The organism is Pandoraea sp. (assembly GCF_004297875.1).
In the GTDB taxonomy this organism is placed as follows: Bacteria; Pseudomonadota; Gammaproteobacteria; order Burkholderiales; family Burkholderiaceae; genus Pandoraea.
The window spans coordinates 98,087-123,673 of the sequence record NZ_SCSK01000069.1; the positions used below are offsets into that span (position 1 = coordinate 98,087).

Genomic DNA, 25,587 nt, shown 5'->3' on the forward strand with positions numbered 1-25,587 from the left:
GGCTAGGCCAACTCATCGAACAGCGCGTCCCACGACGTCTGGGCCGGCATGCGAACCTCGGCCGCCAGATCAACGTCGGTCTCACCGGGAATGCGCACACGCGTGAAGACGTGCGAGCCGTAGACCACCGGTTTGGTCGCATCGAGTCCCATCTTGGCGCTAATGCCTTGCCGGTAGCCCGGGACCGGATCGTTGCCGGCGCCACCGGTTTTGACGATGGTCGACGGATCGAGCGCCGAGCCCTGCGCGCCGGCAATCACGAGCAGATCGCGGTCGGCCTGAAAACGCGTGGCCACCGCCCACTCGACTTCCATCGGATCATGCACGTCGACGTCGGTGTCGACCACGATGACCTGCTTGATGTCGTAGTGCGCGCCGAACGCCGCCAGAATTACATTCTTCGGCTCGCCTTCGTGCTTCTTGGCGAGCTTGATATACAGGTGGTAGCGGCACACGCCACCAACCGACAAATGCACGTCGGTCACGCCGGGGTGGCTGCGCTGCAGGTGCGAGAGCAGCGACGCCTCGCGCGGGATGCCGCCGAGCAGCAAATGCTCCATCTCGGCTGGCACGATGGTGTGATATATCGGTTTAGATCGATGCGTCACCGCGTCAATCTCGATGATTTCGCGGTTCTCGCGCTCACTGTAGTATTTCGGAAACTCGCCGAACGGGCCCTCGGGTTCGCGCACGTTCGGCAGCAGGCGTCCTTCGATCACGATCTCCGCCTGGGCGGGCACCCGCACGTCGCTGGTCACGCACTTGACCACCGGCAGCGGGGCGCCGTGCAGCGCGCCGGCGATCTCCAGTTCATCGGAATCGATCGGGGTAATCGCCTGGGAGGCCAGCATGGTGAGCGGATCGACGCCGATCGCGATGGCCACCGGCAGCGCCTGGCCCATTTTCTCGGCGGCCCGGTAGAACGCCAGCAGATGCCGTGGCAGCATCAGAATCGCCATGCGTCTGGCCGCATGCACCTGGATGCGGTTGATTGAAACGTTCTGAATGCCGGTCACCGGATTGCGCGCAATGACCAGGCCTGCGGTGATGTACGGGCCATTGTCGTGCTCGCTGTGCGTCGGGATCGGCAGCAGGGTTTTGAGGTCGATCGCTTCGGTATGGCGAACTGCCTGGCAGGGTGCCTCGCCGCAGGCCACCTCACGGCTCGGCAGTGGGTGTTCCACCGCGTCACGGAAGTGCTGCAGCAGCGCAGACTCGTCGATGCCCATGGCCTCCGCGATCCAGGCGCGCCGCGCCATGAAGCCGCTCACCACCGGAATGGCGTGACCGCCCGGGCGCGGGAAGTAGGCTGCCTGGCGGCCGTCCAGCTTTTTGGCGATTGCCGCCAGCTCGTGCTCCAGCCGCACATTCTCGCGGAGAACCGACAAGCGGTCCGTCTGCGCCAGTTTTTTCAGCCAGCTGCGCAGCGTCAGTGGCGTGGCGCCGGCTTGAAATTGACTCATCCAACACTCCTAATCAGCCAGCAGCAAATCTTGGGCGATGGGCTGGCGCGGTTAAATCGGACAGCAAGACGCGCCGCGTTGCAGCCCAAGCCGTTTGCCCTGCCGCTACAGCTCCGCAACACGGTGAGCAGCGCGGTCGAATGGAGAGAAGTCTAAGCAGACCAGGCCATAACTTCTAATATTGTTTTTTGATGTTTTTAATCAATTTTAATGATGTCAATGATTTCCCTGATAGGCGCAAAATCGCAGACAGAGAAATGAAATTAATATTTATTTATATAATAATCATGCATTTATTGAATTTTTTAAATTTATTAAAAAATATATCGTTTGATTTTTTGCAATTTATTAATAATAATTTGTGATCACAAATTCTCGCGGGTGTCTCATGGATCTGCGGCAAATCCAGTATTTCATTGCCCTTTTCGAGGACGGCTCGGTCACCCGCGCCGCGAAACGGCTGAACATCGTGCAGCCGGCGCTAAGCATGCAGATCGGCAGGCTTGAGGAAGAACTTCGCCAGCAGCTGTTCGAACGCAGCCCGCAAGGTATGACGCCGACGGCCGCCGGCCGGCTGATGTATCGCCTTTTTTTACCGATCATGCGGGACATCTCCCACGCGCGCGAGCAACTGGTACAGCGCGCCGAAATGATCACCGGGCATGTATCGATCGGTGTGATCGCCTCAGTCACGGAAAGCGTGATGTCGGAATCGCTATCGCGCTTCGCCACGCTGTATCCGCAGGTCGAGGTAACCGTGGCCGACGGCTATAGCGCGACGCTCATCGACGGGGTCTCGGGCGGCCAGCTCGATGCGGCGATCATCAATAAGCCGCGTGCCCGGCTGTCCCTGGACACCCAGCATTTACTCGATGAGGAAATGGTGCTTGTCACCAGCGCGCGGCACGGGCCGGAGCTGCCCGCCACGATCGAGCTGGCGAAGTTGCCAGGCATCGAACTGGTGTTGCCGACCAAGCGCCATGGCCTGCGGGGTGTGCTCGACACGCACGCGCAGCACGAAGACATGCTGCTCAGCCCGCGCTTCGAGATCGACTCGCTCAGCACCATCGTCAAATTCGTCGAATCGACTCGATTCGCGACGATCTTGCCGCGCATTGCCGTGCAACGGGGCGTGCAAGACGGCTCGCTGCGCGCTCATCCGATTCTGGCACCGCGAATCGTGCGTCACATCACGCGCATCAGCCATCCGCGCCGCCCTCTGAGCAATGCGGCCGAGGCGCTCATGGGCATCATCGCCGAGGAAATTCATCGCGCTGCCAACCCGCCCGCATTGAAGTTCGGCCAGTCCGCTTAGCAGCGGTGGCGCCTATCGCACCATCTGTACGAGGAGAAACACGACGTGAGAGTCCAACATTGGATCGGCGGGCAATGGGTCGGCACCCCAACCGTCGCAAGCATCGATCCGGCGACCGGCGAGGGCATCGGTTATTTCGCCGATGGCGGCATACCCGAGTGCGCGGCTGCGGTCGCCGCCGCACGCCATGCCTTCGATCGCACGACGTGGCCGCAAGACGCGCGGACGCGCCAGAATGCGCTGCTGGCATGGGCCAATGCGCTGGAGGGCGAGGCCGCGACTCTGGCCGACCTGTTGACGAAAGAGAACGGCAAAGCGATCGCGCAATCGCGCGGCGAAATTGCCGCGGCAATTTCTGAAGTGCGTTACTACGCCGGTCTCGCACGGCACATACCCGGTCACGCGTTGGAACCGGAACCCGGCGTGTTCTCGACCATCCTGCGCGAACCGGCTGGCGTTGCGGGCATCATCGTGCCGTGGAACGCGCCGGCAGTGCTGCTGGTACGCTCGGTTGCGCCCGCTCTGGCGGCGGGCTGCACGGTTGTCGTCAAACCCGCGGCGCAGACCACGCTTTTCAATGCCGCGATGATGCGCCTGCTCGACAGCCGGTGGCTGCCCCCCGGAGTTGTCAACGTGGTCGGCGAGGCTGGGTTTGCCGCCGCCGAGCACCTGGTCAAATCGCATGACGTCGATGTGATCAGCTTCACAGGATCGACCGCCACAGGCAAAAAAATCATGGCCGCCGCGGCCGACAGCGTCAAGAAGTTGTCGCTGGAACTGGGCGGAAAATCTTGCTGCGTGGTGTTCGACGACGCGGACGTGGCGGCTGTCGCGCCCCGATTGGCGCGCGCGGCCACGATAATTTCAGGCCAGCAATGCACGGCCGCGCGCCGCGTGCTCGTGCACGAAGCGTGCGCGGAGGCAATGCGCGAGCACCTGTGCCGCGCGCTGGCCGCGTTGCGCACAGGGCCGGGATCGGTCGCAGGCACCGATATGGGCCCGCTCATCGATTTTGCCGCGCGCGCAACCGTAGAAAATGCCGTGGCTAACGCATGCGACACCGCCGACGCAGTGCTGCTGCGCGGCCAGCGCCTGGACGGTCCATACGAACGCGGCGCGTTTCTCACGCCTACGCTGGTCGAGCATAGCGATCCGAACGCCTCCTTCTGCCAAGAGGAAATTTTTGGCCCGTTCCTGGTGCTCGAGACATTCGGCTCTGAAGCGCAGGCGCTGGAAAAGGCGAACAACGCTGTGTTTGGCTTATCGGCGAGCGTATGGACCGACAACGCAGCCCGCGCGATGCGCGTAGCGCGCGCGCTACGCAACGGCACGGTGTGGATCAACGACCATAACCGCCTGTTTGCGGAGGCAGAAACCGGCGGCTACCGGCAAAGCGGGCTGGGGCGGCTGCATGGGTACGAGGCGCTGGCCGACTTCACCGAACTAAAGCATATTTGCCTGAACGCCGGCGTTGCCGGCATCCAGGCGCCGTGATCGCCTGCGGCGGGGGCTTTGCCTGCCCCCGCTGGGTGCCTGCGGGGCCTAACTGGACCTCGTCGAATCGAGCGGTGCCGCTGGATTCGACGATGTGGCGGCACCTGGCCGGCCCCGCATTTTCTTGAGATCCTCCGGCTTGACCGCATCGTTCGACATGCCGTTGAAGAGCGTCGCCCACAGGCCCTTGTCGAGGTCGCTGGTGCCGAACAGCACGTCGCAGATCGGGAAGGTCAGATTGAAATTGCGCGTGCCCATGAGTTCCGGATGGTGATGCACCACATGCATGCGCCGCACGGTATTCACCAGCGGCAGGCGGTCGAGCAGCGGACTATCGACGACGTGCGCCAGTGTGTGCAGGCCTTCGTACATGAGGTAATAAGCGGCCATGGTGAACATAACGATATAGCCCGCGTTGGCTGACCAAAAATAACCGACCAGCAGCGCCGCCGGCAGGGCCGACAAAACGAACAGCACTGGCGCAAACGGCGGGAAAAGCAGGGCTCGCCAGTGCCGCTGGCCATCGTATTCAAGCGTCTTGTGAGTGAAGAATTGATGATGAACCGACACATGCCGCTTATAGACGCCCTTCATCAACCGGGTAGGCCGGTGCAGCAAATAGCGGTGTGCAGCCCATTCTGCCCAGTTGCCGAAAAGGAAAAACGGGATCACCATCAGCCATTGGCCGAGTGTCGAGTGATGTATCTGGAGAAACGAGTACAGCAGCACACCGCCGGTAAATATCAGCGTGAAGGCCAAGTGCAATTCGCCTCGGTACCAGCTCGGCGTGGCCGCTATATATTCATCGCGAAACCGATAAGAACGTTGCGCGATTTCTTCATCTTTTGTCATCTTGCGTCTCCTGTAAGCATGGGTATGCAGCGCGCACACGAGCTGTTCCGCATGCGACACACCAGCGTATCCAAGGCGACGCGCACCGTCCTTAGCCAAGGGTACGAAAATTTACCCAAAAGTCTGTTTTTTATGATGCTCAGCGCCGTCGAGGCTCACCGGGGCGGGTTGCGCCAAGGGCATGAAACCGTGACAAAATGGCCCATCGGGCGCTGTGCAAAATGCTTCTCCGGGAGCTGAGGATGTCGGCTGCAATACGTGAATACCAAGGACGATTCGGACGGGTAGCGCTGCTGGATGTCGACCGCCCGCTGGTCACGCATGCGCACTCGCAATGCCACGTGCTGCTCAAGGCCGGCGGCGCGGACACGTTTTTTGCGGTGCGCGGCGAACTGCAGCCCCTGACCGACGACAGCGCAGTCATGGTCAATGCGTGGGAGCCCCACGCGTACGTTCAGCCGCGGCCCGACGCTCCGCGCACCGTCTTTCTCGCTCTCTATATCGAACCGGCCTGGTTGCTCTCGCTCGAGGGTGGGTTACGCTGGGCCGGCCAGCCCGGATTTTTCCCTGAACCCAGCGCAAGGATTTCGCCCGCGATCAGGCGCCGGATCGATGAACTGGCCTCGCAAATGCTGTTTGGCGAGCAACCCAATGAGACCGTGCTGGCATCGACGCTGTGTGGCCTGGTATTGGAAATCATCGGGCCGATCTGCGGCTCGCGGCCAGTACTCGCACCAACCGGGCGCGCGTTCGCGACCTACGATCGCCGCATCCGGCAAGCGGTTGACCACATGCGCAACAACCTCGGTGCACCCATCGATGTCGAGCGGCTGGCACGCGAAGCGTGCCTGTCGAGAGCGCATTTCTTCAAGCTGTTCCAGCAATGCACCTCGCTCACGCCGCACGTCTATGCGAACGTCCTGCGCATGGAGAGCGCGGTGCGCGAGCTGGCCCAAACCGACCATTCGATCGCTCTGGTCTCCGATACTCTCGGGTTCAGCGCGCAAAGCCACTTCACGCGCTTCTTTCAACAGCACCTGGGCGTCATGCCAAGCCAGTACCGGCGTGTCGTGGATGTTTATCCCGATGCGTGAGGCACGCGCGAGCGTGCCGCCGGTCAGGACGCCTTGCCCTGCAACGAGTAAATCGATGAATAGCCGGCGCTGAAATCGGGCGGCAGCTCGATCGAGCCGGCCTCCACGCGCGCGTGAGTGGCTGGCTGGCCGCGTACCATGTGATTTCGATGCCGGCTGTCGATCACCGGTGCCGTGTAAGCAAAGGCGTCGGCCGCGGCATACTGAATGATCAGCGTAGTGCGCATCGCGTCTGACAAATTCGGGCCCGAACCATGAACCGTCAGACCGTGGTGAGCAACAATGTCGCCAGGGTCCAGTTCACTGTCCTCGGCCAGCGCCAACTCATCGGCCGTGACGCTGGCGTTGCAGTTCAGCACGTACTTCCCGGCCGCCCAGTGGCTACGCGGCCCCTGGCGATGCGTCCCGGGAATCGTCCGCAAGCACCCATTGCCAGCGCGCGAAGGGTTGAGCGGCACGCTTAACGCCACGAGATTGGCATTGGTATGCGGAAACACCGGCCAGTCTTGATGCCAGCCGATTTCAGCGCCGCCGGAGGGCAGCTTGAAATTGATTTTGGCATGGTAGAACTTGACTGCGCCTTCGACCAGATCCGCGGCGATATCTCCGAGGATGGATTCGAATGCGGCCTCCACATACACATCGTCGAGTTCCGTCGGACTCGAGATCCTCCGTATGCGGGGCTTGCCGGGCCGATGAGCCGCGTCCAGATCGTAATGGCGGGTCGGCGTCTCAAGCATGCGGCCGGCCTCCCAGAGACGATCCGTGACGTCAGTCAGCCGCTGCAATAGCGCTCGATCGAGCCGATCGCGCAACGTCAGGTAGCCGCGCGACTGGTATTCGACGAGCTGCGCCTGGGAGAGAATGGGGCGATGAGGCGTCGTCATACCAATGCCTCCGAAGCCGCATGCGCGACCAGAATGTCGTCGGTGCCCACCGCAAGCGGTGCGAAATTCGTGGAGCGCACGTAATCCGGCCTCGGTTTCGGCACGGCCAGGGGTTGATTGGTCACCGGATTGAAAACCACATAGACCTGCCAGCGATCGTGCCTGGACAGGTTGTGGCCGGAGGCATGCAGAATGTTGCAATCGAAGAACACCACGGTCCCCGGCCGGCCGATGATCGGCACCGGCTCGGGACTGCGCGCCATGATCTCGAGCAGCTCCGGTTTGGGAACGACCCAGAATTTATACGCAGTGCCATCGTCGAACACGGGATCCAGATTGCCTTCCTTATGGCTGCCGGGAATGAAATAAAGGCATCCGTTAGCCTGCGTCGGCTCGTCAAGCATGATTAGCGCCGTGGTAAGCGTAGGCCGGGGCACGCCATCGATTTTCCAGGTGCCGTAGTCCTGATGCCACTGCCATACCGATCCATCGATGGCGGTTTTGAGATTGCACTTGGTGTGATAAACGTACAACGCTTGCTCGCCCAACAATTGCTGCGCCGGCTCGAGCAGCCGAGGCGAGCGGGAGGCTGCATGAAAAACCGCGGAGGACGTCGGGCCGTCTGCTTCGTGCACACGATAGATCGTCTTCGCGACTCCGCCGGTCCGCTCGCGAACGAGATGGTCGGTGTCGATACCCTGGATGCGGCGCAGTTCGGCCTTCATGGCGTCGACCTCGGCGAGCGTGAATAACTCGGGCAGGATCAGGAATCCGTCGCGTTCATAGGCGTCGAGCTGATTTTTCGAAAATTTCATGGCCGGTAGCGCTCCCGTGAAACAGCCGTTCATGGCGCACCGGAGTGCTCATCGACAAGGCGAACCAATGAGCCCCCGACACATAAGGCGATGCAGCGCTTCGCCTTGCCCAGATTCATGGCATGGCCCGGCAAATGCCCGCGAGACCACGCCACGGTTCCCGAGCTTAGAGGTCAAATAGCCATCGGTAAAATATATAATTGGTCGGTTATTCATACCTTTTGGGTATTGCCATGGACTTGCGGCGCCTGCGGTACTTCATTGCGGTGGCGGAGGAGTTGAATTTCACCAAAGCCGCGGCGCGGCTGCACATGGCGCAGCCACCGCTTAGCCGGCAAATCCGGGATCTGGAGGAAGAGCTCGGCGTCACGCTGCTCAACCGGACGCACCACCACATCGAACTGTCCGACGCCGGTCGGGTTTTCCTGGAAAAAGCAAAACAGGTCTTACTCGCCGCCGACTCGGCCGTCGTTGAAGCGCAACGTGCCCAACGCGGCGAAATCGGGTCGCTTGCAATAGGTTTTTTCGAACAGATTGCCTACACGCTGCTCCCGCCGACGCTGCGAGCCTTTCAGGAACGGCATCCGATGGTCGAGGTGCAATTACGCTGGTTTCCCGTGGTCGACCAAGTCGAGGCGCTACGGCGCGGAGACATCGACCTGGCGTTTGTTCGCCCCGTGACTGATCTGGCCGGTCTATCGAAAGAGACGCTGCTGGAGGAGCCGTTCGTCTTGGTCGCGCCGAGCGATCATCCTTTGGCGGCCAAAGACATCGTTTCGGTTGCCGATTGCTCGCGTGAGCGTTTTATCAATTACACGCAGCACCTGGCCCCGGACTACCACGCCATTATCATGCGGCTGTGCGCGCTGGCCGGCTTTGCTCCCCGCATTTTCCTGGAAGTGGGACAGGTTTATACCGCGCTCGGCCTGGTCAGTTCCGGCACCGGCATCACGTTCGTGCCGGCCTCGGTCCAACGCCTTCATTTCGACAACCTGGTCTATCGACCGCTACGTGAACAGCAGTTACTCAGCCAAACCTACCTGGCCTGGACCCGCCCCAGCCCTTCGCCGGTACTGAGCGCTTTTGTCGCCACGGCGCGGCAGATCGCCCAGACGGAGTTTTCGGGATGACCGGCTCGATCGGCAAGCAGTTGCCCTCTCGAGGCACGGTACTGCACTGATGGCTCCGGCGCCGCACTAACCATCGGCGACTACTGCGGCGGCTTCGGCAACCTGGTGTCGGCGCGGCAGGTGGCCAGCGGCAGTTGCCGCGCCGACAGAATTCTCACGACCCGCATATCCTTTTTGTCGACCACCACCTTCAGGCACGCGCAGCTGTAGCCGTGCGGCCCATTGGTCGCAACGAATTGGGCGTCGCTCGCATCCGGAATGCGGTCGATGCCCTGCGCCTGCGGGCCGCCCATCGTGCCGATGGTCCAGGAGCCATCGCGGTCGTCGAGCCACCAGTTGCCGGGCGTGGGGTTGTCGAGCCAGCCGCAGCGCGTCTGCGCGGCCTCGGCGGAGCGCACGACGCCGCACTGCAGGGCGACGCCCAGGCAGGCGGCGAGCGCCAGGCTTGCCATGCCGCTGCGCGATAGTTTCAACGTTGTCATGATCGGCGCGTTCGCGTGTCGAGAGGATCCGGCATCATACCGCCGGCGTACCGATTTCAGGCACCATAGGGCCCATGGAGCATTTTTACCTGCATTTCCTGCATGGGCTGGCCGGTCATCCGCACTGGGCCGAAGCGGTGGTGTTTCTCGCTTCGCTGCTGGAATCGGTGGCGTTCATCGGCACCTTCATCCCCGGCAGCACTACGCTGTTCCTGGCCGGCGCCCTGGTCGGCACCGGTGCGCTGGGGCTCTGGACCACGCTCGCCTGGGCGGTGGCCGGCGCAGTGCTGGGCGATGGCGCGAGTTTCTGGATCGGCCGCCGCTATAAAACGCAAATCGCCGCATTGCGGCCATTTCGCCGGCACCCCGAGATGCTCGATCAGGGCCAGTCGTTCTTCGCCAGGCACGGCGGCAAGAGCGTCCTGCTGGCCCGTTTCGTCGGGCCGGTCCGGGCGGTCGTGCCGGTAGTGGCCGGCATGCTCGATATGCCGCCCGGCCGCTTTTATCTGATCAACGTGCTATCGGCGCTGGCCTGGGCGCCGGTCCACATGCTGCCGGGGCTGGTGTTCGGGGCGTCGCTGCAACTGGCCGGCGCCGTCACGTTCCGCCTGGCGCTCATCCTGCTGCTGTGCGCCACCGTGCTGTGGGCCGGCGTGCGACTGGTGCGGCTGGCCATCGCACACGGCGTGCCGCGCCTTGCGGCCTGGGGTGACCGGCTGCTGGCCTGGGCGCGCCGCGCCGACAGCCGCGTCGGCCGCTTCGCGCTGCGGCTGCTCGATGCCAACCAGCCGGCGGCCGGTGCGCTGCTGCTGATGTCGCTGCTTTTGCTGGCCGGCGGCTGGGTTTTTCTCGGTGTGCTGCAGGACGTGCTGGCGCACGATCCGCTGGTGGGCGTCGACAGCACGGTCGATCGCTTTCTGGGCACCCTGCACTCCCCGTGGGGCGACCAGGCGATGCTCGCCATCGCGGCGCTCGGCAGCCTGCCGACGCTGCTGGCCGTGGTGCTGGCCGTGGCAGCGTGGCTCGCGTGGCGGCGTCATTGGCGCACGCTCGGTTACTGGTTCGCGACGACGGCCTTCTCGCAGCCGCTGATCCTGATCATCGAGACGGCGGTGGCACGGCGCCCACCGCCGGCGGCCGGCAGCGCGCTGTTCTCGTTTCCGAGCGCGCATATCACCAGCAGCGCAGTGGTGTTCGGGTTCCTCGCGTTCCTGCTGGCGCGCTCCGCCGGCGAACGCGCGCGCGACGGCTGGCGCGCCGTCATTGCCGGCACGGCGACCGCGCTGGTATTGCTCGTCGCGCTGGCCGATCTTTACCTGGGCCGCAACTGGCTCTCCGACGCGATTGGCGGCATCGCGCTGGGCGTGGCCTGGGTCGCGGTGGTGTCGCTGGTATACGCCTACCATCGCGTCGCCGTGCCGCGGGTGCGCGAGCTCGCTGTATTGGCAGCGGTGGCGCTGCTGGCGAGCCTCGGCCTGCAATGGCAAGCCGGCCCGGTTGGCACGCCCCCGCCTTACCGGGCTGCCGCGACGGTGACGCTCGTCAGCGCGCCGCAGTGGCGAGAAACCGGCTGGCGGCAATTGCCCACCCATCGATCCGATCTGGAAGGCGATCGGCAGGAGGCCTTCAGCATGCAATGGGCCGGCCCGCTCGAGCGCATCGACCAGCACCTGCAGACGCAGGGCTGGCGCGCGGCCGCGCCGCTCTCGGCAAGCCGGCTGCTGTTGCTGCTCGCGCCGCACACGCCGGTGATGCAACTGCCGGTGCTGCCCAAACTGAACGATGGCGCGCCGCCTGCATTGCAGCTGATTCATGCCGGCGACACGCCGGATACGCGCCTAGTGCTGCGCTTATGGCCAACCGCCTATCGCGTGGGCGAGAGCGCCAGCACGCCGGCCCAGCCGCTCTGGCTCGGCTCGGTCGCACGCGAATCGGTGTCGCACACGCTGCGGCTGGTCAATATCGTGCGCATCGATCGCCAGGCGTCGCCCGCCGGACAATCGCTGGCCGCCCTGCTGGGCGCGCCGGCGCCGCCCGCGGCGGACATGCCGCTGCTGCTGGAGAGCGCGCCGGCGCACAAATCGGCGCAAAATAAGTAAGATTCCGCTCGCCCCACGGCAATTCCAGCGCCATTCGTACCATCGAGAGAGATCATGTCCATCCGTCTGAACGCCGCCTTCACGGCACTCCTTGCCGCCGCGCTGTTCGGCGCCACCACGCCGCTGGCCAAGGCGCTGCTCGGCACGCTGCCGCCGGTGATGGTCGCTGGCCTGTTCTATCTCGGCAGCGGCCTGGGCCTGGCAGCGCTGATCGGCGTGCGTCGCTGGCGCCGGGCCGCCGGCGCGCCGGCCGACGCAGGAAGGATTCCGCCTGCCGATATTCCCTGGCTGGCCGGCGCGATCGCCGCCGGCGGCGTGGCCGGGCCGGCGCTGCTGATGCTCGGCCTGAGCACCACGCCGGCAGCCGCCAGCGCCTTGCTGCTCAATCTCGAAAGCGTTTTTACGGCACTTATCGCATGGTTGGTGTTTCGCGAGAATGTCGACACCCAGGTGGCGCTCGGCATGGCCGCGATCGTTGCCGGCGGCGTGGCGCTGTCCTGGCATCCGGGCGCCACGGGCGTTTCGCCCGGCGCCTTGCTGATCGCCGGCGCCTGCCTGTGCTGGGCGATCGACAACAACCTCACCCGCAAGGTCTCGGCCAACGATGCCATGACGATCGCCTGCATCAAGGGGCTGGCAGCCGGCGCGGTCAACTTCGGCCTGGCCCTGGCGCTGGGCGCGCGCCTGCCGGGCCTGGCCAGCGCGGCGGCGGCCATGCTCACCGGCTTCGCCGGCTACGGCGTAAGCCTGGTGCTGTTCGTGGTGGCGCTGCGCCATCTCGGCACGGCGCGCACCGGCGCCTATTTTTCGGTCGCGCCGCTGTTCGGCGTGACGATCGCGCTGGCGCTCTGGCCGGCGCTTCCCACGCCGCTGTTCTGGGTGGCCACCGCGCTGATGGCGCTGGGGGTATGGCTTCATCTGCGCGAGCGGCATGAGCACGAGCATACGCATGAAGCGCTCGAACACACGCACAGTCATCGTCACGACGCGCACCACCAGCACACGCACGACTTCCCATGGGACGGCACCGAGCCGCATACCCACCTCCACCGGCATGAGGTCATCACGCACTCCCACGCGCATTTTCCGGACATTCACCATCGGCATCGGCATCGATCGTCGTAGCAGCCGCCCATCGAGCCGCCAAATTAAATCCGGGTGTTATTGACGCCCGATTAATATCCGGATAATATTCAGGCCATTCCATTTCTGGACAGCCATGATGACGACCGTCTCGAACCCCGCCATCGTCAACCATTACACCGTTTTCGACGGCCAGCGCCGCATTGCCGCCGGTTCGCTGGCGACTGCCGCGCTGGCGTTCAAGCACGCGCTGGCGCAGGGCGCGAGCGGGCCCGTGCTGATCTACGACGACCGCACCGGGCGGGTGATCGACGTCGATACGCGCGGCACCGACGCGCAGGTCGCGGCGCGCTACGCGAATGGCGACGGCACCGCCCCCTCGGCCGAGCCGCGCGGGCGCGGGCGGCCCCGGCTCGGTGTGGTGGCCCGTGAAGTCACGCTGCTGCCACGCCACTGGGACTGGCTGGCGGCCCAGCCCGGCGGCGCCTCGGTGGCCCTGCGCAAGCTGGTCGACCAGGCGCGGCATGCTCATGGCGAGCAGGACCGGCGCCGGGCGGCGCACGAGCGCGCCTATCACTTCATGTCGGCAATGGCCGGCGACGTGCCGCACTTCGAGGAAGCGGTCCGCGCGCTGTTCGTCGACGACCGGCCGCGCTTCGAGACGCTGGTGGCCGGCTGGCCCGAGGACGTGCGCGAGTACGCCACCCGGCTCGCATTCGAGCGCGACGATCCGGCACTGGTCCCACCGCAGCCGTAGGCGAGGCCAAGGGGGTCGAGGGGGACGCCAGCGGCCTTCGCCAGCCGGTGACATAATTGGCCCGGGCGACGCGCCGCCGGGCGCGTCGCACATCTTGCCTATGTCTTTGTCACGCTTGACCTGGAGCCCCCTATGACCCTTTCGATGTATCAAGCATCCCTACCCGTGATGACGCGCATGATGCGCAATCTCGATGCGATCCTCGCCAAGGCGGCCGCGCATGCGGAAGAGAAAAAGATCGATCCGGCGGTGCTGATCGGCAGCCGGCTGTATCCCGACATGTTCGCGCTGGCGCGCCAGGTGCAGATCGTCACCGACACCGCCAAAGGCTGCGCCGCGCGCCTGGCCGGCGTCGAGCCGCCGAAGTACGACGACACCGAAACGACCTTCGCGGAACTCGCGGCGCGCCTGCAGAAAACCATCGATTATCTGGAGAGCTTCAAGGCCGGCCAGATCGACGGCACCGAGAAAAAAGACATCACGCTCAAGCTCGGCGGCAAACCGGTCACCTTCACCGGCGAGTTCTATCTGCTCAATTTCGTACTGCCCAATTTCTATTTCCATGTGAGCACCGCTTACGGCATCCTGCGCCATAGCGGCGTGCCGCTGGGCAAAATGGATTACCTCGGCCAGCTCGCCTGAGCTGCGGCGCGGCGGCCGGTGATGCTCAACCGCAACAAGCGCGGCATCGCGCTGAACCTCAAGACCGAGGGCGGGCGGCGCGTGCTGCGCCGCATGATCGCCGGGGCCGACGCGCTCACCGAGAACTACCGGCTGGGCACGATGGAAAAGCTCGGCTTCGGCGACCAGACGCTCAAAGAAGACAACCCGGGGCTCATCTACTGCTCGATCTCCGGCTACGGGCGCACCGGGCCGTGCGCCGACAAAGGCGGGTTCGACCTAATCGCGCAGGGGCTGGCGGGCCTGATGAGCATGACCGGCGACCCTGGGCAGGCGCCGATCAAGGCCGGCTCGCCGATTGCCGATATCAACGCCGGCATCGCTCGCCGGCCGGGCGTTCGGCACGCTGCCGCCGAACGCCGCCCTGGCGATCGCTCAGTGCGGGAAAGACTGCAGGCTTATCCTCGCGCCGGGATCTCCAGGCCCCTCTTGACCGCCGGGCGCGCCACGAACGCATCGAGCGCGCGCGTGACGTGCGGGAAGCCGGCGATGCCGACCAGATCGGCCGCCTCGTAAAAGCCGATCAGATTGCGCACCCACGGGAAGGTGGCGACGTCGGCAATCGTATAGGCGTCGCCCATGATCCACTGGCGCGCGGCGAGCCGGTCGTTCAGCACACCCAGCAGGCGCTTGGCCTCGCCAACATAGCGGTCGCGCGGGCGCTTGTCTTCGTACTCCTTGCCGGCGAACTTATTGAAGAAACCGACCTGCCCGAACATCGGACCGATGCCGCCCATCTGGAACATCAGCCACTGAATGGTTTCATAGCGCCCGGCCGCATCGGCGGGAATGAGCTGCCCGGTCTTCTCGGCCAGGTATAGCAAAATCGCGCCCGATTCGAACAGCGGCAGCGGCTTGCCGCCCGGCCCGTTCGGATCGATGATCGCAGGAATCTTATTGTTCGGGTTGAGCGACAGGAACTCGGGCGACATCTGGTCGTTGGTGCCAAAGCTCACCAGATGCGGCTCGTACGGCAGGCCGGTTTCCTCCAGCATGATCGACACCTTCACGCCGTTGGGCGTGGGCAGCGAATACAACTGAATGCGCTCGGGATGCTGCGCGGGCCATTTCTTCGTGATCGGAAAAGCGGACAGATCGGACATGGGGCTCCTTCAGGGCGTCTTGCCGCCGAAGCGCAGCGCGGGCGCGGCGCAGGCGTGGGGATGGGCCAGGACATCGGACCGTCAATATAAACCCTCACGGGAAGTTTTGCTTTGGACTGCCTGGCCCATCGCCCATGATGCTCGAGCCGGAGCGGGCGACAGGCCACGCATGACGCGCATGACGCGCCGCGAGATTCGGGCGCTTCGGTCTATGCGGTGAATCGGTCGAGGACTTCGATGCCCGTTGCGAGTCAGGCAAGGGGCTCGGTCGATGAAGATGTGGCGCGGTGGACGCCGCATTTGACCGCCGGGTTGCTCACAGGCGTGCGGGGAATTGCGGGGTCAGCGGCAGACGTGCTGCGTCGGCTGGCGGATTGGGCGGCGGCGGAGCAAGGGCGCCGCACGCCGGCCAACACCGCTGCCGCCGCGCTGGCCGCCGGGAGCAGGTGAAGCCGATAAGTACGACGCCAGGCAGCACACATGGATATCAACGCTCCAGATCGGCGCGCCGCCGCTGGTATTCGTCGGCGTCTATTTCGCCGCGCGCATAGCGCTCGTCGAGAATGTCGAGCGCCTTGCGGCGACGCTCCTGCCGTTCGGGCCCGAATCCCGAGGCGCGGCGCGTCAGCATGACGACCACCGCGACGACGATCACAACGAGCAGAATCATCATCAGGAATCCGAACCCACCCATCATGCCGTATCCGAAACCACCAGGATGTCCGTACCACATCGTTGAAAACTCCGGCCAGTAATCAATGCGAAATTGGAGTTCGCTCAATACTCACAATAGTCTTGGAATGCCGGTCCGTTCATGACTTTCGTCAACGAACCCGACAATCCCGCGCCTGCGGTCACCGTCGACCTATCCACCCTCTCGCGACCGAACTTCAGATTACCAACCGGCGCAGCCGCAAGGCGTTGCCCACCACCGAGACCGAACTGAGCGCCATCGCCGTCGCCGCGATCACGGGCGAGAGCAGGATGCCGAAGAACGGATACAGGACGCCCGCGGCAATGGGAACGCCCAGCAGGTTGTAGACAAACGCAAAGAACAGGTTCTGACGGATATTGCGCAGCGTGCCGCGGCTCAGGCGCCGCGCCCGCGCGATGCTGCGCAGATCGCCCTTGACCAGGGTCACCCCGGCGCTTTCCATCGCCACGTCCGCCCCCGTGCCCATGGCGATGCCCACTTCCGCCTGAGCCAGCGCCGGCGCGTCATTCACGCCGTCACCGGCCATCGCGACGAAGCGCCCCTCGGCCTGCAGGCGTTTGATGGTCTGCGCCTTCTGATCGGGCAGCACGCCGGCAATGACCTCGTCGATCCCCAAATGACCCGCGACGGCCATGGCGGTGGTCTCGTTGTCGCCGGTCAGCATCACGATGCGCAGGCCCTCGTCGTGCAGATCGCGAATGGCCTGCGGTGTCGTTTCCTTGACCGGATCGGCCACCGCGACCAAGCCGGCGACTTGCCCGCCGACCCCGAGAAGCATGGCGGTGCGGCCCTTGGTGCGCTGCGCCTCGGCCTGATCGGCGAGTGCGGCCGTGTCGATCCCCTCGTCCGTCAGCAGCGCCACATTGCCCAACAGCACCCGGCGCCCGGCGATGTCGCCCGTCACGCCCTTGCCCGAGACCGATTCGAACCCTTGCGCGCGCTCCAGCTCGAGCCCCTTGTCCTGCGCGCCCCGCACGATGGCGGCGGCAAGCGGGTGCTCGCTGCCGCGCTCCAGGCTGGCAGCCAGGCGCAGCACCTCGTCGGCGCCAAAGCCGGCCGCGGGCACCACCTCCTGCAGGCGCGGATGACCTTCGGTGAGCGTGCCGGTCTTGTCGACCACCAGGGTATCGACGCGGCGCAGCGTCTCGATCGCCTCCGCATTCCTGAACAGCACGCCCACCGAGGCGCCCTTGCCGCTGGCCACCATGATCGACATGGGAGTGGCGAGCCCCAACGCACAGGGGCAGGCGATGATCAGCACCGCGACGGCGTTGATGACCGCATAGGCCATCGCCGGCGCCGGCCCGAACATGGCCCACACCACAAAGGTGACGATCGCCGCCAGCACGACCGCCGGCACGAAGTAGGTCGCCACGACGTCGGCCAGGCGCTGGATCGGCGCGCGGCTGCGCGCAGCTTCTGAGACCATGTGCACGATCTGCGCCAGCAGCGTGTCGGCGCCCACCCGTCGTGCCTCGATGATCAGCGTGCCGCTGCCGTTGACCGTGGCGCCGACCACCTTCTCGCCCGGCGTCTTCTCGGCCGGGATCGATTCGCCAGTCAGCATCGATTCGTCGACCGACGAGCGCCCTTCGAGCACCACGCCGTCGACCGGCACCTTTTCTCCGGGGCGCACGCGCAGCCGGTCGCCGACCTGGATCCGCTCCAGCGCGACATCGCTCTCGCTGCCATCGGCCTCGACGCGCCGCGCCAGCCTGGGCGCCATGCCCAGCAGCGCGCGGATTGCCGCGCTGGTGCTGCCGCGCGCGCGCAATTCGAGCACCTGCCCGAGCAGCACGAGGGTCACGATCGCCGCGGCCGCCTCGAAATACACGCCGACGCGCCCCGAGGCCGGGTCGCGAAACGCTGGCGGAAACCACCCCGGCAGCACCTGGGCCACCGCGCTGTAGACATAGGCCACCCCCACGCCCAGCGCGATCAGCGTAAACATGTTGAGATTCCATGTGACCAGCGAGCGCCAGCCCCTGGCAAAGAACGGCGCGCCGCCCCACAGCACCACCGGCGTCGCGAGAGCGAATTCGATCCAGGAAAAATACGACGCCCCCGGCAGCCCACCGAAATGCATTCCCGGCATGTCGCCAGCCATGGCCAGCGCAAAGAGCGGCACGCTCAGCACCACGCTCACCCAGAAGCGGCGGGTCATCGAATCCAGTTCCGGGTTCTGCTCTTCGCTGGTCTGAGCGGCTCTCGGTTCGAGCGCCATGCCGCACTTCGGGCAGACCCCGGGTTCCGGGCGAACGATTTCGGGGTGCATCGGGCATGTCCATTCGGCGTGGCTCGACGCCGGCATTTTCGGCTCGAGCGCCATCCCGCATTTCGGGCACGCGCCCGGCGACGAGCGCTCGATTTCAGGGTGCATCGGGCAGGTGTAAATTGCCCCATGGGTTGCGGTATCCATCGCGATTCTCCCTTGATGAGCGAGCTGGCGAAGCATCACAAGGTCAGCCGCGGAGACGACATAACCATGCTAAACCTTCCCATCGCAGGAAAGTCAAGCCAGGGTCAAGCTCGTTTGACAAGGATCAAGCGGGGCAAACAGGGAAGACGCTCGCCGTGCGGCACGTCGGAGAGATGTTGACTGACGAGCGCTGAACGGGAACAAGGCTCGTTGCAAGCACGTTCGCTGAATATCAATAAACCCTAGTTACCGGGTTCGAAGCGCCCGTATTTTGCTTTTCGCGCTCCGCGCCAAACCAGACATTGCTGCCGCACAACTTCATTCAACGATTCTTGCCTGGCCGTCCGGCGCAGCCACATCGCATCACTAAAGCCATCACGCACGACTTGCCTGATCATCGCCAGCGCTCGTTCCGAACCCAATGTCCGCGCATGGGCCTCCAACGCATCCAGGGTTTCATTTATTTCGCCACCGATAGGCTGGCGATACCCTGTTTCCGGATTGATGCACGATCCGTCGAGCCCATAGCGGCAGGCCATGAAACGATTGACTCGATACACCTCGCTGTCGCGATCGCTCAAACGGAGAGATTTTTCAGTCAACAGATAACGTGCGAGCGTCTGAATGTAACCGGCAATGGCTGCCGCCCATTCGATGCAAAGCGGGGTATCCATGACACGTACTTCAACGGTTCCGTATCCGGGGCTCGGGCGAATATCCCAATAAAAGTCTTTCAGGCTTTTCACAACCTCTGTCATTGCCATGCGCTCGAAGTATTCGGTGAAATCGCTCCATTTCAATATGAAGGGTGCCTGCCCCGACAGTGGGAACGAGGCAACTGAACTGAGACGGGCGGACTGAAACCTCGTATCGAAGCCTTGCGCATAAGGTGACGAGGCGGCCAGCGCGATGAAATGGTGCACATATCGCGAAAGCGAATGAAGCAGGATCAGTGCCGAGTCGGCATCCGGGCAGCCAACGTGGACGTGCTGGCCAAATATCGTGAATTGCTGATACAGGTATCCATACAGCTGCATCAGATGTTCGGATCGATCACGGCCGCTGGAGCGTTGCTCGTACCAGTTCTGAAAGGGGTGCGTGCCACCTCCGCAGATCCCGACGTTCAGAAAATCGGCAGCATGGTTGAGTACGTCCCGCAGAACCGTCAGCTCGGCCTTTACCTGATCATAGTTCCGGCAAATACCCGTCGACAGCTCGATCATGCCCTCCGTTGTTTCAGGCTTGATCGCTCCGGAGAAGGCTTGCAGGCGAACGCGTTCCAGCAATTCCGTTGCCGCTTTCGTCAAATTGTAATCATGCGTATTGACGACCTGCACTTCGATCTCGACCCCCATGGTAAATGGCTCGGAAGCGGCAAAGGGTGTAAGCATTATGCGTCTTTCCTCAAGTCAGCCGAGTCGCCGAGATATGGATCAGGCATGAGAAATATGAGAACTCGCAGCGTGCCGGCGGCTGATCCGTTTATCGATTTTTTATTGATTGAATAAAAATTGGAGAAATCGTCTCCACCAAAAAAAACCGTCAATTATTTAGTTATATATAACGTTCGGCTAACTATATTGTTTTTCAATCGATTTATGAAGGTCTTCTTTCAACACTACGAAAACCCGCAAAACCTTGTTGGCTCGACGCACACCGGTGCCGGCCCGCCCAACGGGGCGGCCCAGGAATGCAGGCCGCCGGCGCGCGAATGAAGCAGACGTTACGGCGAGCGAGCGGCTGATCTCCTGCAGGGGGCGGCCTGGCGATTTTTCGGCGGCGGGCAGGTTTCGGTGCGCCACGAATGTTCTCGAAGATAAGCCCGCCCAAAGCGTCATGCACCTTCACCTGCAGAGGATGACCAATCCGACCCCCTCGACAGCGGCATTCCGCCCATCGTCGACGGCAAGATCGTCGCGCGATCGGGGTCTCCGGAATGCAATCGACGCAGGGCGCGCAGGTCGGGCAGGCAGAGGGGGGCGTTGGGGTAGGTTTGGGGGGCGGGTGGTCGGCTGGTGGCGACCCACTGCGGCCAGACGGCTTTCTCGAAGCCGGTCAGTCGGCCAAACCGATAATTTTCAAAGTAGAGTGCCACTAAGCGGCCGTTGGCCACTGCACCCGATCCGCCAGTTTTGGACATTCCCTCGCGATGCTACGGAGTCATTCGGATGGCCGATAAATTGCCGATAGCAGTCCTTGCCTGCTAAACAAAGTAGCGCAACCCGCTGATTATTTGAGCAACACCGAATACCGTAACGGCAATAGCCGACAGGTAGTCTCGGACGTTAATTTTCGATCTGTCCAGAAAACCATCGTTTGCGTGACATCTACCTGAACAAAACTGGCCGCGACGCTCCGGAGCACTTGTATCAGACGGGCGCGACCAGTCCAAAATCGATCGACGGCCCAGAAGCAACTCGACCCGGAGGAGATTGACCACTTCGGCCCGCAGGCCCGGCGGTAAACTCATGGAGCACATCGAGTTTTATCGTCAGCGAAGCCGTGACGGCAAGTCCTTCTGACTCAGGCGACGCTCTTGACCGCCTCTTGCGCGAACTGTGTCGGCGGCACGCCGACATGGCGTGCGAACGCGACACTGAATGCACTCGCCGAGCTATAGCCCACGCGCCCGGCGATGGTGGCGATGCTGGATTCCCTCTGACGCAGCAGGTTCTTGGCGATGGCCATACGCCAGGACAACAGGTACGCCATCGGGGCGACGCCGACTGCCCGGCTGAACCGATCGAAGAAAGAGGAGCGTGAGAGCGCCGCGGTTTTGGCCAGTTCCGCGATGGTCCAGGGCTTCTCCGGATTTTTGTGCATCTCACGGATGGCGAGTGCGAGACGAGCGTCGGACAGACCCCGCACCAGCCCGGGCGAGGCACCCGTTTGCACCGATCGCAAGGCTTCGATGAATAGCACTTCGAGCAGCCGCGCCAGCACGACTTCGCGCGCGGGCCGTTGCGCACGCGATTCGTCCCGCACGAGTTTGACGAGGGTCGCCAGCCGGTGATCGCCGCGCACGAGGGCAAGTTCGGGCAGCAGCGAAACGAGCAGCGCCGCATCCGGCGCCCCGAACGCACAGAGGCCGGCCAGCCATTGCGCGTCCGGCGCGATGGCTGCGTCGCCGAAACGAAAGCTGCCGTCGGGTTGTGCCGTCGGCGCAATATCGGCCGGGGCGTCATCGTCGGGCGGATCGATGCTCGTCATCGTGAAGCCGAACACTTCGGGCACGAGGATGAAGTCGTCGGCCTGGAGCACGAGCGGCTCCCGGCCATTCACCGACAGACGGAGCGACCCTTCGAGCACCACGCAATAGAACGGCTGTCCGACTTCCGTGCGGCTCGCGCGCCAGCGCCCTGCGCCGCTCAGCACTTTCGAGAACGTGGGCGTCGGTTGGAGCAGCGTAACGACTTCAGCGAGGGGGTCGGTCATGATCGGACTAACGCAAATGAAATGTGGACGTTCGATTGTAGCGAGTCCGGCCTGCCTCGGCGTATCGTGTCGACACTGTCACCAACACAGGAGTCCACATGAAGACGGTATTGATCACCGGTTGCTCATCCGGTTTTGGTTTGGAGATTGCGCGATATTTTCTGGATCGCGAATGGCGCGTGATCGCCACGATGCGCACACCGCGGGAAGACGTCTTGCCACGTTCCGATCGTCTTTCGATCCTCGCGCTCGACGTGAGGGATCCGCAAAGCATCCGTGAGGCCATCGACGCAGCCGGCCCCATCGACGTGCTTGTCAACAACGCCGGCATCGGCTTTCTGAATGCGCTCGAAGGCACGCCGATGGACACCGTGCGCGATATCTTCGAGACGAACACGCTAGGCACCATCGCGATGACGCAGGCGGTGTTGCCGCAGTTCCGCGAGCGCCGGACGGGCGTGATCATCAACGTCACCTCGACCGTCACGTGCCGGCCGCTGCATCTGCTGTCGGTCTATACCGCCAGCAAATCCGCGGTCAACGCATTCAGCGAATCGCTCGCGCTCGAACTCGAGCAGTTCAACGTGCGCGTGCGCGTGGTGCTGCCCGGACGCGCGCCGTCGACCCGCTTCGGCGAAAACGCGCGCGCACGCATGACGGACGGTTTTGCCGAGCCATACGGCGCAATCGTGCAACAGATCCTCGAGAACTGGCAGAAGGATACGACCGTCACGCATGCATCGGATGTCGCCGAAGGCGTGTGGCTGGCAGCTACCGATGCGTCGAGTCCGTTCATGATTCCCGCCGGCGAAGACGCCATCGAGTGGTACAACACGCGCACGCGATAACGCGCCGGCCAAGAGCGCCCCACTGCCCAGGCGGTCGCCTTGGCTCGATCATTCGACCGGGTACACCTCCGACCGCCTGATCCAGCCCGACGTCATCCTCTTATCTCCAGGGAAGTCCACCTGGACCCAACCCGGCCGCATGGCACGCACACCGACGCCGTCGCCCCGCACTATGTAGGCTTTTCGATGTTGCACACTCGTGGGCGTGTCGTAGAAGTAGGCACGATCGCTCTTGACCACGGCGATCGACAACCAGGGGTGTTTCGCCACCAACACGAATTCGGCAGGAATACTGTCGTCGGCAAAATGCATCACGTTCCAGCAGCCGCCGTGTTCGGCCGACAGGCGCACTATGAATTTATCCGGCGCCTCCAGGGACAGCTTGCCTTTGATCTGCTTCGCGGGTGTTTCCGGAAAATAGGTCGAAACGGGGACTGACGCTCTGCCCAGCTTGCCCCTCAGATAGAAAATGCAGCTGAACTGCCCGTTGACGTTATTTGCCGAATAGTAGCCGGTGACAGCCTGAGTCGCTGGGTTCACGCCGATCAGCATGCCGTCGCCATAATCGCCGCTGACCATGACCGAAGGCGTGCCGGGAGTCTCAACCGGTCTCGAATTGTGTGCCGTTGCCGTCACCGTGAAACTCATGGTTGCAACGCAAAGCATCATCGGCAGCGCGGATATTTTCATTCTTGGCGTCCCTGTTTCGTAACGATTGTCGAAGCGATACGTCTCCGATTAGCCGGCCGCTTCCGTCCCCCCCTAACTACCGGCGCGTCGCTGACCCCGTCATGCCACACTCCGGCCCAGTCAATCCCCCCGCCGCGCAACGATCCGATGCACCCGCTTGCCCGACGACTCGTTGACCGCTTCGGCATCGAACAGCAGTTGCGCATTGCCAAGCCCTTGCCTGACCTGCGCGGCGTCGAACGCCGCGTAGAGCCGCCCGCCTGCATCGCGGCTTGAACCCGTTGGGGCGACTCGCCAGCTCAGGTACAGCGTGCCCGCGGGCCGGAGGATGTCGACCAGGCGAGCACAGGCCTGAGTGACCTCGTCGGGCGGCAAGTGCATGATGACGGTTTCGCACAGCACGTTGTCATACGACTCGCTTGCGATGGAAGCCAGCGCGGGCAGCGCAGCATGCCGGAATGTGAGCGACGGAAAATCGATCGCGGCCTGGGCGATCAATCCTTCGGCGGCGTCGTAACCTACCGCGGGATAGCCATGATCGTTGAGCCACGCGAGGTCGCGGCCGGAGCCGCAACCGATGTCCGCGGTTTTGCCACCCGCAGCGAAATAGCACTGCAGCATGGCGTACATGTCTGTCGGCGGCGGCTGGTCACGCCACTCGGCGGCAAAGCGCTCTGCGCGTGTCGAGTAGGTTTCGACGGTTTGTTCATCCACGGTTAATGCCCTCGCTCAAGTGATGGCCATTGCGGCCAGGCGATTCGCCACCGCCTTGCCCGGCGTTCTCGCAACGGGTGACGTTTGGACTGCGTTGCAATCTTGCCGTCGATGGCCGTGCGCATGGTGGCAGACTCCGCCGCGCTCAACGTCTTGGCCGATTCTATCGCGGGTATGCCAGACATAGATGCAGTCCGCGCGGTCGTGCAACAAACATCGAAGCGCTGTTCGTCGTTGCACAGGGACTGTCAGTCGCATGCGCATTCACCCAGGTCATCGGTCGGGCAAGCCCGCACTCCCGCTGTCGCAGATGCGGAACACGATCAGCGGCGCGAACATTTTCAGAAATTTCATTTAATTCACTAATTTCACTTAATGCACTTATTTCGTTTAATATAGACAGCATATCGCCTTGCCACCGTTCCGCGGCTGCCAGGCGTGAGTCCACATAACGAGAAAGGGGGCAATATGCGCACCATAGACCGAATTAGCGAAATGACGCCGCCACCACTCACCGACGATGAGTTGGAGATGGCTCGCGTCGCGCAGCGCTGCATCATGGAGGCGCTGGATCATTCCAGGGCGGCAGCAATCACGCTCACCACCGACACGGGCGAGCACCCGTCGGTAAACGTCCCGCCTGCGGCATTGAAACTCATCGGCCAACTGCTGGGCGCAATGGGTGAGGGCCGCTCGATCACCCTGATGCCGACGAATCGGGAATTCACCACGGTAGAAGCGGCTCATTTTTTGAATGTGTCGCGACCGTTCGTGATCAAGGAAATTGAAGAAGGCCGGTTGCCCCATCGCATGGTGGGCACACATCGCCGGATTGCCTTAGATGACCTGGTGGCGTACGCAAACAAGATGCGCGAGAAACAGGCAGGTGCACTCGAGCGTATGGCCAACAACGCGCGCGAGCTGGGTCTGGACTATTGAGATGGCCGGCAATGCCCGTTATGCAGCCCTGCTGGATGCGTGTGTTCTGTATCCGATCGCCATGACCGACTCGTTGATGAGTCTGGCTACCGCCGGACTGTTTGCAGCCAAGTGGTCGACGAAAATCGAGCAGGAATGGATTGCGGCGCTCGAACTGCGCCGACCGGACTTGAGGGGCAAGCTCGAGTTTCGACGGAATTGCATGCGCGAGGCGGTGCCCGACTGGGAGGTTCCCGAAGTTGCCTGGGCACCGCTCGTCGCGAGTTACGAACTCCCGGATCCAAATGACCGGCATGTGCTCGCGGCTGCCGTTGCCGGCCATGTGGACTGCATCGTGACTGAGAATCTCCGTGATTTTCCGTCGACGACCGTCGACGCGTACGGCATCGAGGTAGTCAGTCCCGACCGTTTCATCATCAATCAATGGGATCTGGATCCGCTCGCGACCATGACGAGCAAAAGTCAAATCTGGTGTACGGTGGGTCGGCAGCATGATCAGGCGACAAGCAGTTGCTGAGCCGGTGTGCTGTCGATCACCGGGGTTCCATCCTTGAAGGGGATGCCCTTCAGGA

At 63.3% G+C, this 25,587-nt stretch carries 23 protein-coding genes and 1 pseudogene; 12 read left to right on the top strand and 12 right to left on the bottom strand.

Going from position 1 to position 25,587, the window contains the following annotated elements:
- Positions 1-2: 2 nt before the first annotated feature.
- Positions 3-1,463, bottom strand: coding sequence for a UbiD family decarboxylase (locus EPN80_RS20595; RefSeq protein ID WP_293031830.1), 1,461 nt, complete (start codon positions 1,461-1,463; stop codon positions 3-5).
- A gap of 388 nt (positions 1,464-1,851) precedes the next feature.
- On the opposite strand from EPN80_RS20595, the gene EPN80_RS20600 reads away from it, so the two are divergent.
- Positions 1,852-2,778, top strand: coding sequence for a LysR family transcriptional regulator (locus EPN80_RS20600; RefSeq protein WP_293031832.1), 927 nt, complete (start codon positions 1,852-1,854; stop codon positions 2,776-2,778).
- A gap of 45 nt (positions 2,779-2,823) precedes the next feature.
- The gene (locus EPN80_RS20605; protein WP_293031834.1) at positions 2,824-4,272 is read left to right on the top strand and encodes an aldehyde dehydrogenase family protein; all 1,449 of its coding nucleotides are present in this window, start codon (positions 2,824-2,826) and stop codon (positions 4,270-4,272) included.
- 48 nt (positions 4,273-4,320) lie between these two features.
- Here EPN80_RS20605 and EPN80_RS20610 read toward each other — a convergent pair whose 3' ends face one another.
- Positions 4,321-5,124: a sterol desaturase family protein gene (locus EPN80_RS20610; protein ID WP_293031836.1), complete on the bottom strand. Its 804-nt coding sequence runs from the start codon at positions 5,122-5,124 to the stop codon at positions 4,321-4,323.
- A 242-nt stretch (positions 5,125-5,366) separates the two neighbouring features.
- Here EPN80_RS20610 and EPN80_RS20615 point away from each other — a divergent pair, with 242 nt between their 5' ends.
- Positions 5,367-6,218, top strand: a complete 852-nt coding sequence (locus tag EPN80_RS20615) for an AraC family transcriptional regulator (RefSeq protein WP_293031838.1) — start codon at positions 5,367-5,369, stop codon at positions 6,216-6,218.
- A gap of 23 nt (positions 6,219-6,241) precedes the next feature.
- On the opposite strand, the gene EPN80_RS20620 is transcribed toward EPN80_RS20615, so the two are convergent.
- On the bottom strand, positions 6,242-7,105 hold the full coding sequence (locus tag EPN80_RS20620) for a phytanoyl-CoA dioxygenase family protein (protein WP_293031840.1): 864 nt from the start codon (positions 7,103-7,105) through the stop codon (positions 6,242-6,244).
- Positions 7,102-7,920: a phytanoyl-CoA dioxygenase family protein gene (locus EPN80_RS20625; RefSeq protein WP_293031842.1), complete on the bottom strand. Its 819-nt coding sequence runs from the start codon at positions 7,918-7,920 to the stop codon at positions 7,102-7,104. The genes EPN80_RS20620 and EPN80_RS20625 overlap by 4 nt, the downstream gene beginning before the upstream one ends.
- Positions 7,921-8,153: 233 nt before the next feature.
- On the opposite strand from EPN80_RS20625, the gene EPN80_RS20630 reads away from it, so the two are divergent.
- A complete protein-coding gene (locus EPN80_RS20630; RefSeq protein ID WP_293031844.1) occupies positions 8,154-9,050 on the top strand; it encodes a LysR family transcriptional regulator in 897 nt (298 codons plus the stop codon).
- Positions 9,051-9,130: 80 nt separating this feature from the next.
- On the opposite strand, the gene EPN80_RS20635 is transcribed toward EPN80_RS20630, so the two are convergent.
- Positions 9,131-9,532: a DUF4087 domain-containing protein gene (locus tag EPN80_RS20635; protein WP_293031846.1), complete on the bottom strand. Its 402-nt coding sequence runs from the start codon at positions 9,530-9,532 to the stop codon at positions 9,131-9,133.
- A 74-nt stretch (positions 9,533-9,606) separates the two neighbouring features.
- Between EPN80_RS20635 and EPN80_RS20640 the strand changes: the two genes are divergently transcribed.
- The 5 genes and pseudogenes from EPN80_RS20640 to EPN80_RS20660 all read left to right on the top strand — a co-directional run.
- Positions 9,607-11,631, top strand: a complete 2,025-nt coding sequence (locus tag EPN80_RS20640; protein WP_293031847.1) for a VTT domain-containing protein — start codon at positions 9,607-9,609, stop codon at positions 11,629-11,631.
- A 54-nt stretch (positions 11,632-11,685) separates the two neighbouring features.
- A complete protein-coding gene (locus tag EPN80_RS20645; protein WP_293031849.1) occupies positions 11,686-12,756 on the top strand; it encodes a DMT family transporter in 1,071 nt (356 codons plus the stop codon).
- A 94-nt stretch (positions 12,757-12,850) separates the two neighbouring features.
- The gene (locus tag EPN80_RS20650; protein WP_293031851.1) at positions 12,851-13,471 is read left to right on the top strand and encodes a DUF2239 family protein; all 621 of its coding nucleotides are present in this window, start codon (positions 12,851-12,853) and stop codon (positions 13,469-13,471) included.
- A 132-nt stretch (positions 13,472-13,603) separates the two neighbouring features.
- Positions 13,604-14,113 (top strand): DUF1993 family protein, encoded by a 510-nt coding sequence (locus EPN80_RS20655; protein WP_293031853.1) that lies wholly within the window; start codon positions 13,604-13,606, stop codon positions 14,111-14,113.
- An 18-nt stretch (positions 14,114-14,131) separates the two neighbouring features.
- Positions 14,132-14,668: pseudogene (locus tag EPN80_RS20660) on the top strand (CoA transferase); the annotation flags it as partial.
- Here the strand turns inward: EPN80_RS20660 and EPN80_RS20665 are convergent.
- The 5 genes from EPN80_RS20665 to EPN80_RS20685 form a co-directional block, all read right to left on the bottom strand.
- Entirely contained in the window at positions 14,551-15,255 is a 705-nt protein-coding gene (locus EPN80_RS20665) for a glutathione S-transferase N-terminal domain-containing protein (RefSeq protein WP_293031854.1), read from the bottom strand. The pseudogene EPN80_RS20660 and the gene EPN80_RS20665 sit on opposite strands and share 118 nt — an antisense overlap.
- Before the next feature lie 487 nt (positions 15,256-15,742).
- Positions 15,743-15,988: an SHOCT domain-containing protein gene (locus EPN80_RS20670; RefSeq protein WP_293031856.1), complete on the bottom strand. Its 246-nt coding sequence runs from the start codon at positions 15,986-15,988 to the stop codon at positions 15,743-15,745.
- 157 nt (positions 15,989-16,145) lie between these two features.
- Positions 16,146-18,389: a copper-translocating P-type ATPase gene (locus EPN80_RS20675; RefSeq protein WP_293031858.1), complete on the bottom strand. Its 2,244-nt coding sequence runs from the start codon at positions 18,387-18,389 to the stop codon at positions 16,146-16,148.
- A 242-nt stretch (positions 18,390-18,631) separates the two neighbouring features.
- Positions 18,632-19,780, bottom strand: a complete 1,149-nt coding sequence (locus EPN80_RS20680; RefSeq protein WP_293031860.1) for a YbdK family carboxylate-amine ligase — start codon at positions 19,778-19,780, stop codon at positions 18,632-18,634.
- A 1,132-nt stretch (positions 19,781-20,912) separates the two neighbouring features.
- A complete protein-coding gene (locus EPN80_RS20685; protein WP_293031862.1) occupies positions 20,913-21,824 on the bottom strand; it encodes an AraC family transcriptional regulator in 912 nt (303 codons plus the stop codon).
- A gap of 98 nt (positions 21,825-21,922) precedes the next feature.
- Between EPN80_RS20685 and EPN80_RS20690 the strand changes: the two genes are divergently transcribed.
- Positions 21,923-22,672, top strand: a complete 750-nt coding sequence (locus tag EPN80_RS20690; RefSeq protein ID WP_293031864.1) for an SDR family oxidoreductase — start codon at positions 21,923-21,925, stop codon at positions 22,670-22,672.
- 48 nt (positions 22,673-22,720) lie between these two features.
- On the opposite strand, the gene EPN80_RS20695 is transcribed toward EPN80_RS20690, so the two are convergent.
- Both EPN80_RS20695 and EPN80_RS20700 read right to left on the bottom strand, forming a co-directional pair.
- Positions 22,721-23,362, bottom strand: coding sequence for a hypothetical protein (locus EPN80_RS20695; RefSeq protein WP_293031865.1), 642 nt, complete (start codon positions 23,360-23,362; stop codon positions 22,721-22,723).
- 120 nt (positions 23,363-23,482) lie between these two features.
- Positions 23,483-24,076, bottom strand: coding sequence for a bifunctional 2-polyprenyl-6-hydroxyphenol methylase/3-demethylubiquinol 3-O-methyltransferase UbiG (locus EPN80_RS20700; protein WP_293031866.1), 594 nt, complete (start codon positions 24,074-24,076; stop codon positions 23,483-23,485).
- A gap of 468 nt (positions 24,077-24,544) precedes the next feature.
- Between EPN80_RS20700 and EPN80_RS20705 the strand changes: the two genes are divergently transcribed.
- Together EPN80_RS20705 and EPN80_RS20710 are read left to right on the top strand one after the other, a co-directional pair.
- Positions 24,545-25,015 carry a helix-turn-helix domain-containing protein gene (locus tag EPN80_RS20705; RefSeq protein ID WP_293031868.1) on the top strand — a complete coding sequence of 157 codons (471 nt, stop codon included), beginning with the start codon at positions 24,545-24,547 and terminating at the stop codon, positions 25,013-25,015.
- A 1-nt stretch (position 25,016) separates the two neighbouring features.
- On the top strand, positions 25,017-25,532 hold the full coding sequence (locus EPN80_RS20710; protein ID WP_293031870.1) for a PIN domain-containing protein: 516 nt from the start codon (positions 25,017-25,019) through the stop codon (positions 25,530-25,532).
- Positions 25,533-25,587: the final 55 nt, after the last annotated feature.

Coding starts and splice junctions, on each gene's coding strand:
- EPN80_RS20595 (WP_293031830.1), bottom strand. CDS start 1,463: ATGAGTCAATTTCAAGCCGGCGCCACGCCACTGACGCTGCGCAGCTGG.
- EPN80_RS20600 (WP_293031832.1), top strand. CDS start 1,852: ATGGATCTGCGGCAAATCCAGTATTTCATTGCCCTTTTCGAGGACGGC.
- EPN80_RS20610 (WP_293031836.1), bottom strand. CDS start 5,124: ATGACAAAAGATGAAGAAATCGCGCAACGTTCTTATCGGTTTCGCGAT.
- EPN80_RS20615 (WP_293031838.1), top strand. CDS start 5,367: ATGTCGGCTGCAATACGTGAATACCAAGGACGATTCGGACGGGTAGCG.
- EPN80_RS20620 (WP_293031840.1), bottom strand. CDS start 7,105: ATGACGACGCCTCATCGCCCCATTCTCTCCCAGGCGCAGCTCGTCGAA.
- EPN80_RS20625 (WP_293031842.1), bottom strand. CDS start 7,920: ATGAAATTTTCGAAAAATCAGCTCGACGCCTATGAACGCGACGGATTC.
- EPN80_RS20630 (WP_293031844.1), top strand. CDS start 8,154: ATGGACTTGCGGCGCCTGCGGTACTTCATTGCGGTGGCGGAGGAGTTG.
- EPN80_RS20635 (WP_293031846.1), bottom strand. CDS start 9,532: ATGACAACGTTGAAACTATCGCGCAGCGGCATGGCAAGCCTGGCGCTC.
- EPN80_RS20640 (WP_293031847.1), top strand. CDS start 9,607: ATGGAGCATTTTTACCTGCATTTCCTGCATGGGCTGGCCGGTCATCCG.
- EPN80_RS20645 (WP_293031849.1), top strand. CDS start 11,686: ATGTCCATCCGTCTGAACGCCGCCTTCACGGCACTCCTTGCCGCCGCG.
- EPN80_RS20650 (WP_293031851.1), top strand. CDS start 12,851: ATGATGACGACCGTCTCGAACCCCGCCATCGTCAACCATTACACCGTT.
- EPN80_RS20655 (WP_293031853.1), top strand. CDS start 13,604: ATGACCCTTTCGATGTATCAAGCATCCCTACCCGTGATGACGCGCATG.
- EPN80_RS20665 (WP_293031854.1), bottom strand. CDS start 15,255: ATGTCCGATCTGTCCGCTTTTCCGATCACGAAGAAATGGCCCGCGCAG.
- EPN80_RS20670 (WP_293031856.1), bottom strand. CDS start 15,988: ATGTGGTACGGACATCCTGGTGGTTTCGGATACGGCATGATGGGTGGG.
- EPN80_RS20675 (WP_293031858.1), bottom strand. CDS start 18,389: ATGGATACCGCAACCCATGGGGCAATTTACACCTGCCCGATGCACCCT.
- EPN80_RS20680 (WP_293031860.1), bottom strand. CDS start 19,780: ATGCTTACACCCTTTGCCGCTTCCGAGCCATTTACCATGGGGGTCGAG.
- EPN80_RS20685 (WP_293031862.1), bottom strand. CDS start 21,824: ATGACCGACCCCCTCGCTGAAGTCGTTACGCTGCTCCAACCGACGCCC.
- EPN80_RS20690 (WP_293031864.1), top strand. CDS start 21,923: ATGAAGACGGTATTGATCACCGGTTGCTCATCCGGTTTTGGTTTGGAG.
- EPN80_RS20695 (WP_293031865.1), bottom strand. CDS start 23,362: ATGAAAATATCCGCGCTGCCGATGATGCTTTGCGTTGCAACCATGAGT.
- EPN80_RS20705 (WP_293031868.1), top strand. CDS start 24,545: ATGCGCACCATAGACCGAATTAGCGAAATGACGCCGCCACCACTCACC.
- EPN80_RS20710 (WP_293031870.1), top strand. CDS start 25,017: ATGGCCGGCAATGCCCGTTATGCAGCCCTGCTGGATGCGTGTGTTCTG.